This window comes from Pseudomonas sp. QL9, assembly GCF_041409665.1.
Classification (GTDB): domain Bacteria; phylum Pseudomonadota; class Gammaproteobacteria; order Pseudomonadales; family Pseudomonadaceae; genus Pseudomonas; species Pseudomonas knackmussii.
The window spans coordinates 1,241,351-1,253,272 of the sequence record NZ_CP166971.1; the positions used below are offsets into that span (position 1 = coordinate 1,241,351).

The following is an 11,922-nucleotide window of genomic DNA, read 5'->3' on the forward strand; positions in this document are numbered from 1 at the left end:
TGAAAAAGCCCGGCATCGGCCGGGCTTCTTCGTACTCGCGCAGCAACGGTCAGGCGTTGCCGGTGACCTTCAGGCGCGCGGCCTGGGTGAAGTCGAGCATGCGCTTGAGCGGCTTGATCGCCTTGGGGATCAATGCCGGGTCGACGAAGATTTCGCCGCTGCCTTCCTTCAGGCAGGCCAGGGTGCGCTCCAGCGTGTTCATGGCCATCCACGGGCAGTGCGCGCAGCTGCGGCAGGCCGCGCCGTTGCCGGCGGTGGGGGCTTCGATGAACTCCTTGTCCGGGCACAGCTGCTGCATCTTGTAGAAGATGCCGCGGTCGGTGGCGACGATGAAGCGCTTGTTCGGCAGGGTCTGCGCAGCCTTGATCAGTTGGCTGGTGGAGCCCACGGCATCAGCCAGCTCGACCACCGCCTCGGGCGACTCCGGGTGGACCAGGATCGCGGCGTCCGGGTAGATCGCCTTGAGGTCTTCCAGCTGCTTGGCCTTGAACTCCTCGTGGACGATGCAAGCACCGTCCCAGAGAAGCATGTCGGCGCCGGTTTCGCGCTGGATGTAGCGGCCCAGGTGCTGGTCGGGCGCCCAGAGGATCGGCTCGCCGTTGTCCATCAGGTGCTCGACGATCTCCACCGCGCAGCTGGAGGTCACCACCCAGTCGGCACGCGCCTTAACCGCTGCCGAGGTGTTCGCGTAGACCACCACGGTGCGCTCGGGATGCTGGTCGCAGAAGGCCGAGAACTCTTCGATCGGGCAGCCCAGGTCGAGCGAGCAGGTGGCCTCGAGGGTCGGCATCAGCACGCGTTTCTCGGGGTTGAGGATCTTCGCCGTCTCGCCCATGAAGCGCACGCCGGCGACCACCACGGTCTGCGCCGAATGCTGGTTACCGAAGCGGGCCATCTCCAGCGAGTCGGAGACACAGCCGCCGGTTTCCTCGGCCAGCGCCTGGATCACCGGGTCACAATAGTAGTGCGCCACCAGGACGGCGTTCTGCGCCTTCAGCTCGGCGGCGATGGCCGCCTTCAGCTCGGCCTCTTCCTGGGCGCTGAGCACGCGGGGCTGCTTGGCGGCGAGATGGGCCTGGACCAGGAGGCGTTCGGATATCTGGGTCATGTTTGGACTGCACCTGCAGGGTACGACTACCTAGGAGGGCGATTTTACCTCGCCACGAAAGGAAGCGCGCGATCATGCGGGCAAAGCCGCCGGGTGGCAAGGCTCCGGCGGGCGCCGCCTTTGATCGATTCAACCGGTGAAGTGGTCGCTTTCCATCAATAGCGACCTGGTGCCTTCCCCCAGACAGGCTCCCAAGCAAGCCCCCGACCGAACAGCGGGGCAGCGGGGCAGCGGGGCAGCGGGGCAGCGCCTGGAGGAGACCAGCCATGCAATCCGTCGAACAGATCAAGCACAGCAGTTCCGTCGCCGATTGGGCCGAACAGCGCCTGGCGCGAGCCCACAACTTCCTTCAGCAGCCCGACATGAGCGCTGCCCAGGTTGCCGCCAGCGCCGGCCCTCGAACACTTCTCTCGCGTCAGGCTCGGCTGTGCACCGAGCAACGGCCTGAGCGCACCGGCAGCGGCCCGGGCTGTCGTGAACGAGGGGGCGGCATCCTGTGGATCACGCCGCGCACACTGGGCAGGCGGGCTCAACCAATGCCTTTTTCCGCGCGCAAAGAAAAAGCCCCGTGACCAGAGATCACGGAGCTTTGCGATTTGGTGGGTCGTGTAGGATTCGAACCTACGACCAATTGGTTAAAAGCCAACTGCTCTACCGACTGAGCTAACGACCCAACGCGAGGCGTATAATACTGATTTCTAACGTAAAAACAACACCCCTTCGAAAATAATTTCAGAAATACTTCGTTGGGTCCTGAACACCCGCCGCGGCAAAGCCTTCGGCGCGCAGGCGGCAGCTGTCGCATTTGCCGCAAGCACGACCCTCATCGTCAGCCTGATAGCAGCTCACCGTCAGTGCGTAATCCACGCCGCGCGCGAGGCCCGCCTGGATGATCTGCGCCTTGGACAGGTACTGCAGCGGCGCCTGGATGCGGAAACCGTCGCCCTCCACGCCTGCCTTGGTCGCCAGGTTGGCCATGCGCTCGAAGGCCTCGACGAACTCCGGGCGGCAATCCGGATAGCCCGAATAATCCACCGCGTTGACGCCGATGAAGATGTCCCGCGCCCCCAGCACTTCCGCCCAGCCCAGGGCCAGGGAGAGGAACACGGTGTTACGTGCCGGCACGTAGGTCACCGGAATGCCTTCGCTGGGCGCTTCGGGTACATCGATGCTGCTGTCGGTCAGTGCCGAGCCACCGATACCGTTGAGGTTGAGGCCGATGACCTTGTGCTCGACCACGCCCAGTTGCCGGGCGACGCGCTCGGCAGCCTGGAGTTCGGCGCGATGGCGCTGGCCGTAGTCGAAGCTCATGGTGTAGCAGCTGTAGCCCTCTGCCTTGGCCATGGCCACCACGGTGGCGGAGTCGAGCCCGCCGGAAAGCAGGATGACGGCTTTCTTCTGAGTCATGTGAATACCCTTAGCGTCGGCGCCTCAGCGGCCCGGTTCGTCGTTCCAGAGGACTTTGTGCAACTGCATCTGGAAGCGCACAGGCAAATTGTCGGCGACTATCCAGTCGGCCAGATCGCGCGGCGCCAACTGGTGATGACTCGGCGAGAACAGCACCTCGCCGGCGCGCTCGTCCAGGCGGTACTCGATCAGCTTGGATACCGCCCAATCGTAGTCCTCCCGCGAACAGAGGACGAACTTCACCTGGTCGTTGGCCGTCAGCAGGCCGATGTTCTCGTAGCGGTTGCGCGCGACTTCGTCGGAGCCGGGGGTCTTTAGATCGAGGACTCGGCTCACGCGCGGATCGACGGCGGAAATGTCCAGCGCCCCGCTCGTCTCCAGCGAAACCGAATAGCCGGCGTCGCACAGGCGCTGCAGCAGTGGAATGCAGTTCGGCTGGGCCAGTGGCTCGCCACCGGTGACACAGACGTAGCGCGGCCGGTAGCTGGCGACCGTTTCGAGGATGGCGTCGAGGGACTGGATCTCGCCGCCGCTGAAGGCATAGGCGGAGTCGCAGTACTGGCAGCGCAGGGGACAGCCGGTCAGGCGGACGAACACCGTCGGCAGGCCGACCGTGCGCGCTTCCCCCTGCAACGAGTAGAAGATCTCGGTGATTCGCAGGGTTTGTTGCATATCTGCCACGGGCGTGACGGCTGAACAGGCCATCCGCCTCCGTTGCGTTGAAGGAGGGAACGCGCCGAAGGCGGCGTTCGATACACCCGGAGCGAGCGGACATCAGCCGAGCTGAAACCGCGAGCGCCTTCCGAGGGGTGCCGATTCTAACGAAAAAACCCGCGACGAGCGCGGGTTTTCGGCGGGCGGCAGAAGGGCCTTACTTGAGGCTCTTCAGATCGCGCTGGGCCAACTGGGCGGCGGAGCTGCCCGGATACTGGGCAACCACCTGCTGGAGGATGCCGCGGGCCTTGTCGTTGTTGCCCAGACGACGCTCGACGTCGGCGAGCTTGTACAGCGAATCCGGCACTTTCGGGCTGCCCGGATAGGACTGGCTAACCTTGGCGAACGCCTGGCCGGCGCCCTGCAGATCGCCCTTGGCGAGGTTCACTTCGCCGAGCCAGTACTGGGCATTGCCGGCGTACTGGCTGCTCGGGTACTTGCGCAGGAAGGCGCCGAAGGCCTGGCTGGCCTTGTCGAAGTCCTTGGCCTTGATCAGGTCGAAAGCAGCGTCGTAGTAGAGCTTCTCTTTCGCCGGATCGCCCGCTTCGCCACCCGCGGCCTGTTGAGCCGGGGCCGCTTGCTGCTGTTGGGCTGCGGCGGCACCTGCCGCTGCGCCCGCACCGGCGGCAGCGCTGCCGTCGGTGGAAGGATTCTGTGCTGCCGGAGCGGAGGAAATGCGGCGGTCGAGGTCCTGATAACGCTCGAGGCTTTCCTGCTTCAGCTGCTGGATCTGGTTCTGCTGTTCTTCCAGGGTGCCACGCAGGCGGGACAGCTCGTCCTGCATCTGCTGCAGCTGCAGGAACAGCTGGGCTTGCCCGGAAACCGGAGCGGCCGCGGCCGCTCCGTTTCCAGCGTAAGCGCCATCAGCACCTGCGGTGCCATAACCCGCGGGCGGAGCGCTGGCGTAGCCGCCATCGTTACCATCCGATACCGGAACCGCGGCAGCCGCCATCAGCGGCAGGCCGCAGACCATCAAGGTCAGAAATCGCAGGCGCATAGGGTCTTACTTCTTCAGCTCAACGCGACGGTTCTGAGCCCAGGACTGTTCGTCGTGGCCGGTAGCAACCGGACGCTCTTTACCGTAGGAAACCAGTTCCAGTTGAGCCGGGGACACGCCCTGCAGAACCAGGTAGCGCTGAACGGCCTTGGCACGACGCTCACCCAGAGCCATGTTGTACTCGCGGGTACCGCGTTCGTCGGTGTGGCCTTCCAGGACAACGTGCTGGCCGCTGCCTTTCAGGTCTTTGGCGTGAACGTCCAGAGCGCGCATGGCTTCCGGCTTCAGGTCGGAGCTGTCGTACTCGAAGTAGAAGGTGGTGATTGCACGCAGAGCGGCTTCGTCGCTCAGGCTGCCGTCAACGGCACCGCTGTTGGCGCCGTAGCCAGCGTTCGGGTCAACGCCGTTGGCGCCTTGACCGGAGGCGTTGCTGCCCTTCGAGGAGCAACCAACAGCGACGGCCATGGCCAGAGCCAGAGCAGCAAATTTGCCGAATTTCAGCATTTCCATCATGTAACTCCTAATGAACCCCAGTGTAATAAGTATAAAAAGTTGACAGCCGTCAGTTCAGGTAAGGGGACCAGGATGGCTCGCGCACGTCGCCCTGAGCGGTGGGTAGCGGTAACCGAACACGTCCGTTGATGGAAACGAGCATCAACACGCCCCGGTCCTGCTGGCGGGTGGCGTATATTAGCATCGTGCCATTGGGCGCGACAGTGGGCGAATCGTCCAGCGTGGTGTTGGAAAGCACGCGCAGACTGCCGCGCTGAAGGTCCTGGGCCGCGATCTGGAAGTTGGTGAAACCGTCCTGACGGTGCACCATCACGAGGGTCTTCTCATCCGCCGAAAGTTTCGGGTTGGCGTTGTAGTTGCCAGTAAAGGTCACCCGGTCGGTCGCCCCGCTGTTCACGTTCATCTTGTAGATCTGCGGTTTTCCGCCACGATCCGAAGTGAAGTACAGGGTCGAACCGTCCTTGCCCCAGAAGGGTTCGGTGTCGATCGCCGCGTTGTTGGTCAGGCGGCGCAGTTGGCGCGACCCCAGGTCCATCACGTAGATCTCCGGATTGCCGTCGCGCGACAGCACCATGGCCAGGCGGTTGCCGTCCGGGGAGAACGCCGGCGCGCCGTTCAGGCCTTCGAAGTTGGTCAGTTGCTCGCGGCGACCGGTATCCACGTACTGCATGAAGATGCGCGGACGCTTCTGCTCGAAGGAGACGTAGGCGATGCGGCGGCCATCCGGCGAGAAGCGCGGCGAGAGGATCGGCTCGCGCGACTGCAGCAGGGTCACCGGGCGAGCACCGTCATAGTCGGAACGCTGCAGGGTGTAGCGGGTGTTGTCCGCGGAGAAGCGCTCGGCAGTGACGTACAGCAGGCGGGTGGAGAAGGCGCCCTTGATGCCGGTGAGCTTCTCGAAAGCCTGGTCGGCGATGAAGTGCGACATGTCGCGCAGCTGCTCGGTGCTGCCGCCAACGCTGCCGGTGAGGATCTGCTGCTGGGTGGCGACGTTGAACATCGCGTACTGCACCTGCAGGCGGCCACCGGCCGGGACGATGCTGCCGATCACCACGTACTGGGCGCCGAGGGCCTGCCAGTCACGGTAGATGACTTCGCTGGCCTGGGCCGGCTGGCTGATCATGTTCTGTCGCGGGATCGGCTCGAAGTAGCCGGAGTTGCGCAGGTCGTTGCCGATGATGTTGGCCATGTCGTCGGGCAGGACATTACCGCCCTGCCAGCCGAAGGGCACCACGGCAATCGGTACCGCGCGGTCGGAACCGCTGGTCACCAGAATGTTCTTCTCATCAGCCAGCGCGACACCTGCTACGCAGAGCAGGGCGACCAGCAATCCTCTGAAAATCTTGATCACAGCGTGAGGTCCTCAGGCGTGAAGGTCATCTTGAATGAACGGTAGGGATTGAAGTCCTTCGGACTCAGGCCCTGCATTTCGGTGATACGACCGACGTTCTTCACGGCATTCACCGCGGAACTGTCGAATGCCTTGTCGCCGCTGGAGCGGGCGACGCTCGCATTGGTGATGGTGCCATCGGGCAGCATGTTGATCTGCACGATAACACTCATGCCGTTACGGGCCGATGGCGGACGCGACCAGCCCTCGGATACCCGGGAGCGGATCAGGTCGTCGAAGTTGCCTGCCACTTCGTTGCCCTGTTCGTCGGCAAGCGCCTGCTGCCGCTGCGTGTCGTCGGACAGCAGTTCGGCCAGTGCCTGCGCCTTCTTGTCTTCCTGAGCCTTCTTCGCTGCCTGCTGGGCAGCAGCCTTCTTCTTCGCGGCGTCGGCGGCGGCCTTCTTCTCGGCCTCCTTCGCTGCAGCGAGCTTTTTGGCCTTTTCCTCGGCCTGCTTCTTGGCTTCTTCGGCAGCCTTCTTCTTCGCGTCCTCGGCGGCCTGTTTCTTGGCCTCCTCGGCGGCTTCCTTCTTAGCCTCTTCCTCCGCCTTCTTCTTGGCGATGTCGGCCTGCTGCTTCTCGGCAGCGGCCTTGGCTTCGGCAGCCTTTTTCGCGGCGTCGGCGGCTTTCTTCGCCTCGGCGGCCTTGGCCGCCTCTTCGGCTTTTTCCGCTTCCGCTGCCTTTCGAGCCTCGTCGGCTTTCTTTTGTTCCGCCGCTTTGGCGGCTACGGCTTCCTGCTCGACCTTCTTTTGCTCCAGCTGTTCGACTTCGTACTGCTTGGCAGAGGTCTTCTTCGCTTCCCCGGCGATCTTCTGGTTGGTCTGCTGGGTAGCCTGACTCTTCGATTTGAGCTGATAGAGAGTAGCCTGCACGATGGGACGCGCCGGCGGCAGCTCGGGCGTCATCGCCCAGCTGACGAACAGCATCGCGAAAATCAGGACGTGCAGCGCCACGGCCAGTACAGCTGGCCAGAAGTAGCTTTCCGATGGGGAGCGTTCGAGTTGCTTCAAGATCCGGGCGCCTCGGTAATCAGCCCGACATTGCCTACACCGGCCTTCTGCAGGCCGCCCATGACGGCCATGACCGCACCGTAGTCGACGGCTTTGTCGCCGCGTACGAAGACCTGCACTTTCTTACCCTGGCTGCTGTTCTCGGCCATGATGGCGGTCGCGGCCCTTACCAGTTCATCCAGGGAAACCGCGGACTTGCTGGTCTTGCCCTGATCCGGATCGACCTCCGAGCCCATGTTCCAGTAGTAGGTCTTGTCGGCCTTGATGGAAATGGTCAGCACCCGCGAATCGTTGTCCTGCGGGAGCACTTCGCTGGAAACCTTGGGCAGGTCGACCTTGACCCCCTGGTTCAGCATCGGCGCGGTCACCATGAAAATCACCAGGAGCACCAACATCACGTCGATGTAGGGCACCACGTTCATTTCCGCGACCGGCTTGCGTTTGTGACGAACTCTTGCCATTTCGGCTTACCTCCAGGTCGTCAATCGTCGCTGGTGTGCACTTTGCGGTGCAGGATGGCCTGGAACTCGTCGGCGAAGGTGTAGTAGCGGCCGATCAGCAGTTCCGCGCGAGCGGCGAAGCGGTTGTAGGCAATGACCGCCGGAATTGCGGCGAACAGACCGATAGCGGTTGCAATGAGCGCCTCGGCGATGCCAGGGGCAACGGTGGCCAGGGTGGCCTGCTGCACGGCAGCCAGGCCGCGGAACGAGTTCATGATGCCCCACACGGTGCCGAACAGGCCGACGTAAGGGCTGGTAGAGCCCACGGTGGCGAGGAACGGCAAGCTGGTTTCGAGCTTCTCTTCTTCACGGGAGATGGCCACGCGCATGGCACGGGCGACACCTTCCATCACCGCATCCGGGTCTACGCCGGACTGCTGGCGCAGGCGCGAGAATTCCTTGAAGCCGGCGCGGAAGATCTGCTCTACGCCCGAATCCGGGTCCGGGTTGCTGCCCGCCTGGCGATACAGCTTGGACAGGTCGATGCCCGACCAGAAGCGCTCTTCGAAGCCATCCAGGGCTTTCTTGGCCGAGCGCATCATGTTGCTGCGCTGGAAAATCATGATCCAAGAAGTGACCGAGGCGGCCACCAGGGTCAGCATGACCAGCTGCACCACCAGACTGGCGTTGCTGATCAGGCTCCACATGGAGGTATGGTCGACGACGTTCGGTTCCACGTTAATCTCCTGCTAATTGGGTATCCGGAGTGCCGGCAAATGCCGCACGCAACACTTCGGGGATGGCGCGCGGCTTGAGGGTATCGCCCCGCACGCACGCCACCAGGAAGCGGCCCTCACAGAGCAGGGCCCCATCCGTCGCTCGACGAACCTGTTGACGGAAGCGCAGGCTCGCCCGGTTCAACTCCTCGACTTCAGCGCTGACGATCAGCTCGTCGTCCAGGCGTGCCGGCGCGTGATAACGCGCCTCGGCGGAATGCACGACGAAAAGCAGGTTCTCCCCCGCCAGCTGCGATTGGGCAAAACCCAACGCGCGCAGCCGCTCGGTGCGAGCCCGCTCCATGAATTTGAGGTAGTTGACGTAGTAGACGATTCCGCCCGCATCGGTGTCCTCGTAATAAACCCGAAAACGATGCTCGAACGGCTGCCCCCCGTGTTGCGCGCGCATACTCTAGAACCAAGTCAGGGCTTTGCCAATCGGCAATCAGCCACAAATGCAATTAATTACCATCTTCAGGCGAGAAAAGATCCGGGATTGCCCCTTCGCCCATTCGTTTCGGCAACTTCAGGCCGAAATGCAGATACGCATGCCGGGTAACGACCCGTCCTCGCGGCGTGCGCATGATATAGCCTTGCTGGATCAAATAGGGCTCCAGCACGTCCTCGATCGTATGTTTTTCTTCACCGATCGCGGCGGCGATGTTGTCCAGCCCCACCGGCCCACCGTCGAACTTGTCGATCATGGTCAGCAGCAGGCGTCGGTCCTGATGGTCGAAACCACGCTCATCGACATCCAGCAGATTGAGCGCCTTGTCGGCGACCTCGCGACTGATCGCCCCGCTCCCCCGCACTTCGGCGAAATCACGTACCCGGCGCAGCAGGCGGTTTGCGATACGCGGCGTGCCACGGGCCCGACGAGCGACTTCGAAGGCGCCAGCCGGATCCATGTCCAGACCGAGGATGCCGGCCGAGCGAGCGACAATGGTCGCCAGGTCGTCGACACCGTAGAACTCCAGGCGCTGCACGATGCCGAAACGGTCGCGCAGCGGGTTGGTAAGCATGCCGGCTCGGGTAGTTGCACCGACCAGGGTGAAAGGCGGCAGATCGAGCTTGATCGAACGTGCCGCCGGTCCTTCGCCGATCATGATGTCCAGCTGGAAGTCTTCCATCGCCGGGTACAGTACTTCCTCGACGATGGGCGAAAGGCGGTGAATCTCGTCGACGAAGAGCACGTCACCGGGTTCCAGATTGGTCAACAGCGCGGCCAGGTCGCCCGGACGCTCCAGTACCGGGCCGGAGGTGCTCTTGATCGCCACGCCCATCTCCTGGGCGATGATGTTCGCCAGGGTGGTCTTGCCCAGGCCGGGCGGACCGAAGATCAGCGTATGATCGAGGGCCTCCTTGCGGCCTCTGGCGGCGCTGATGAACAGCTCCATCTGTTCGCGCACGACGGGCTGGCCGATATAGTCGGAAAGGCTCAGCGGGCGGATCGCGCGGTCGATCTGCTCTTCGCGCTCGCGCGTGCCGGCGGCGGCGGATATCAGGCGATCGGTTTCGATCATCGACGACTACCTAGACCATGCCCTTGAGCGAGCGGCGGATGAGTTCTTCGCTGGACAACCCTTTTTCCTCAATAGCAGCCACCGCGCGACTCGCCTCTTGCGGCTTGAAGCCCAGGGCAATCAGTGCGCTGACGGCATCGGCTTCGGCGCTTGAGACTGCCGCAACCAGCTTCGGTTCCGTGACCAGCGGAGCGATCGACGGGATGTTTTCCCAGGCCTTGAAACGGTCCTTCAGTTCGACCAGCAGGCGCTCGGCGGTCTTCTTGCCGACTCCCGGGATCTTCACCAGGGTGGAAGTATCCTGCGCTTGCACGCAGCGCACCAGTTCGTCGACTTCCAGACCCGACATCAGGGCCAGCGCCAGCTTGGGGCCCACGCCATTGAGGCGGATCAGCTCGCGGAACAGCTCGCGCTCGCGCTTCTCGGCGAAACCATAAAGCAGATGGGCGTCTTCGCGCACCACCAGATGGGTGTGCAGCGTCACGGGCTCGCCCAGCGACGGCAGACGGTAGAGCGTGGTCATCGGGACCTCCAGCTCATAGCCGACGCCGTTCACGTCGAGGATCAGGTGCGGCGGTTGTTTTTCCGCCAGGGTGCCACGCAAGCGTCCGATCAAGACTAAGCGTCCTTAATTAAGTGGAATCACAGGCGCAGACGCCCGCCTCGGCGGCGCGCCGTCGCCAGGCCATGGGGCACCAGGCTCTGCCGGGTGTGGGCATGACACAGGGCGATGGCCAGGGCATCCGAGGCGTCGATCTGCGGCTTCTGAGTCAACTTCAACAAATGCATGACCATCAGCATCACTTGCTGCTTGTCGGCCCCACCAGTGCCGGCGATAGCCTGTTTGACCTGGCTGGCGGTGTATTCGGCGATCTCCAGCCCCTCTTCCGCCGCCGCCACTATCGCGGCGCCGCGCGCCTGACCGAGCTTGAGAGCGGAATCCGCGTTGCGGGCCATGAATACCTGTTCGATGCCCATCATGGTCGGCTGGTACGTCTGGATTACCTCGCGCACACCACGGAAGACGATCTGCAGACGTTCGTGCAACGGACCGCTGCCAGTGCGGATGCAACCGGAGGCGACGTATTCGCAGCCGCGGCCGGTATCCCTCACCACGCCGAAGCCGGTGATTCGCGAGCCGGGGTCGATACCTAGGATCAGCGTCATATGCCGGAAGCTAAAAGCCGGAAGCGGGAGACGTGCATTGCGACCTCCCCCGCTTCCGGCTCATGGCCGATGTCGGTGGTGGCGTCAGCCAAGCTGCGCCATCACCTCGTCAGGGATATCCGCGTTGGAGTAGACGTTCTGCACGTCGTCCAGGTCCTCGAGCATGTCGATCAGCTTGAGCACCTTCTGCGCGGTTTCCAGGTCCAGGGTGGCGGTAGTCGACGGGATCATCGAGATCTCGGCTTCCTCGCCCTTGAAGCCGGCGCTATTCAGCGCTTCGTTGACCGAAATGAAGTCGGCGAAGCTGGTGAAGACATCGATCGAGCCGTCGTCGTTGGTCACCACGTCATCGGCACCGGCTTCCAGAGCCGCTTCCATCAACGCTTCTTCATTGACGCCGGGGGCGAAGCTGATCTGCCCCTTGCGGTCGAACATGTAGGCCACCGAGCCGTCGGTACCCAGGTTGCCGCCGCATTTGCTGAAGGCATGGCGCACTTCTGCCGCGGTGCGGTTGCGGTTGTCGGTCATGGCCTCGATGATGATTGCCACGCCGCTCGGCGCGTAACCTTCGTAGGTCAGTTCCTCCATGTTGTCCGCATCGTTCGAGCCCACGCCGCGAGCGATGGCGCGGTCGATGGTGTCGCGGGTCATGTTCGCGGTGAGCGCCTTATCCACAGCCAGGCGCAAACGCGGGTTGTCTGCCGGGTTACCGCCGCCCTGCTTGGCGGCCACCGTCAGCTCGCGAATCAGCTTGGTGAAGATCTTGCCCTTCTTGGCGTCCTGACGTTCCTTGCGGTGCTTGATGTTGGCCCATTTGGAATGACCAGCCATAACTCACTCCGTATCACTTGGTGCAGCGGGCGACACCGACATCGGTGCC

15 protein-coding genes and 1 tRNA gene are annotated in these 11,922 nt (G+C 63.3%); 1 reads left to right on the forward strand and 15 read right to left on the reverse strand.

Translation table 11 applies throughout. The annotated features are described in order from the left end of the window. Nucleotides 1-49: 49 nt before the first annotated feature. Nucleotides 50-1,108, reverse strand: coding sequence for a quinolinate synthase NadA (gene nadA / locus ACA097_RS05895; protein ID WP_371369097.1), 1,059 nt, complete (start codon nt 1,106-1,108; stop codon nt 50-52). Nucleotides 1,109-1,374: 266 nt separating this feature from the next. Here nadA and ACA097_RS05900 point away from each other — a divergent pair, with 266 nt between their 5' ends. Continuing rightward, nucleotides 1,375-1,680 (forward strand): hypothetical protein, encoded by a 306-nt coding sequence (locus tag ACA097_RS05900; RefSeq protein ID WP_043250191.1) that lies wholly within the window; start codon nt 1,375-1,377, stop codon nt 1,678-1,680. A 25-nt stretch (nt 1,681-1,705) separates the two neighbouring features. Here the strand turns inward: ACA097_RS05900 and ACA097_RS05905 are convergent. From ACA097_RS05905 to ACA097_RS05970, 14 genes are all read right to left on the reverse strand, one after another. Next, nucleotides 1,706-1,781, reverse strand: a tRNA-Lys gene (locus ACA097_RS05905). 59 nt (nt 1,782-1,840) lie between these two features. Next, nucleotides 1,841-2,515 carry a 7-cyano-7-deazaguanine synthase QueC gene (queC, locus tag ACA097_RS05910; protein ID WP_371369099.1) on the reverse strand — a complete coding sequence of 225 codons (675 nt, stop codon included), beginning with the start codon at nt 2,513-2,515 and terminating at the stop codon, nt 1,841-1,843. 24 nt (nt 2,516-2,539) lie between these two features. Further along, the gene (gene queE, locus ACA097_RS05915; RefSeq protein WP_160286099.1) at nt 2,540-3,187 is read right to left on the reverse strand and encodes a 7-carboxy-7-deazaguanine synthase QueE; all 648 of its coding nucleotides are present in this window, start codon (nt 3,185-3,187) and stop codon (nt 2,540-2,542) included. A 199-nt stretch (nt 3,188-3,386) separates the two neighbouring features. Continuing rightward, on the reverse strand, nt 3,387-4,226 hold the full coding sequence (ybgF, locus tag ACA097_RS05920) for a tol-pal system protein YbgF (protein ID WP_371369101.1): 840 nt from the start codon (nt 4,224-4,226) through the stop codon (nt 3,387-3,389). Between the two features lie 6 nt (nt 4,227-4,232). Then, entirely contained in the window at nt 4,233-4,736 is a 504-nt protein-coding gene (gene pal, locus ACA097_RS05925) for a peptidoglycan-associated lipoprotein Pal (protein WP_371369103.1), read from the reverse strand. Between the two features lie 52 nt (nt 4,737-4,788). Beyond that, nucleotides 4,789-6,090 carry a Tol-Pal system beta propeller repeat protein TolB gene (gene tolB, locus ACA097_RS05930; protein WP_043250181.1) on the reverse strand — a complete coding sequence of 434 codons (1,302 nt, stop codon included), beginning with the start codon at nt 6,088-6,090 and terminating at the stop codon, nt 4,789-4,791. After that, nucleotides 6,087-7,139, reverse strand: a complete 1,053-nt coding sequence (gene tolA, locus ACA097_RS05935; protein WP_167333388.1) for a cell envelope integrity protein TolA — start codon at nt 7,137-7,139, stop codon at nt 6,087-6,089. The genes tolB and tolA overlap by 4 nt, the downstream gene beginning before the upstream one ends. Then, nucleotides 7,133-7,597, reverse strand: coding sequence for a protein TolR (tolR, locus tag ACA097_RS05940; protein WP_043250177.1), 465 nt, complete (start codon nt 7,595-7,597; stop codon nt 7,133-7,135). Before tolR ends, tolA begins: the two co-directional genes overlap by 7 nt. 20 nt (nt 7,598-7,617) lie before the next feature. Then, complete coding sequence (gene tolQ, locus ACA097_RS05945) at nt 7,618-8,313, reverse strand: protein TolQ (protein WP_043250175.1); 696 nt, start codon at nt 8,311-8,313, stop codon at nt 7,618-7,620. Nucleotide 8,314: 1 nt separating this feature from the next. Next, complete coding sequence (gene ybgC / locus ACA097_RS05950) at nt 8,315-8,761, reverse strand: tol-pal system-associated acyl-CoA thioesterase (protein ID WP_043250172.1); 447 nt, start codon at nt 8,759-8,761, stop codon at nt 8,315-8,317. 52 nt (nt 8,762-8,813) lie between these two features. After that, entirely contained in the window at nt 8,814-9,875 is a 1,062-nt protein-coding gene (gene ruvB, locus ACA097_RS05955; protein WP_371369107.1) for a Holliday junction branch migration DNA helicase RuvB, read from the reverse strand. A 10-nt stretch (nt 9,876-9,885) separates the two neighbouring features. Beyond that, nucleotides 9,886-10,491 (reverse strand): Holliday junction branch migration protein RuvA, encoded by a 606-nt coding sequence (gene ruvA, locus ACA097_RS05960; protein WP_043250168.1) that lies wholly within the window; start codon nt 10,489-10,491, stop codon nt 9,886-9,888. A gap of 26 nt (nt 10,492-10,517) precedes the next feature. Beyond that, nucleotides 10,518-11,042: a crossover junction endodeoxyribonuclease RuvC gene (ruvC, locus tag ACA097_RS05965; RefSeq protein ID WP_043250166.1), complete on the reverse strand. Its 525-nt coding sequence runs from the start codon at nt 11,040-11,042 to the stop codon at nt 10,518-10,520. An 84-nt stretch (nt 11,043-11,126) separates the two neighbouring features. Further along, nucleotides 11,127-11,873, reverse strand: a complete 747-nt coding sequence (locus ACA097_RS05970) for a YebC/PmpR family DNA-binding transcriptional regulator (protein WP_043250164.1) — start codon at nt 11,871-11,873, stop codon at nt 11,127-11,129. Nucleotides 11,874-11,922 lie beyond the last annotated feature (49 nt).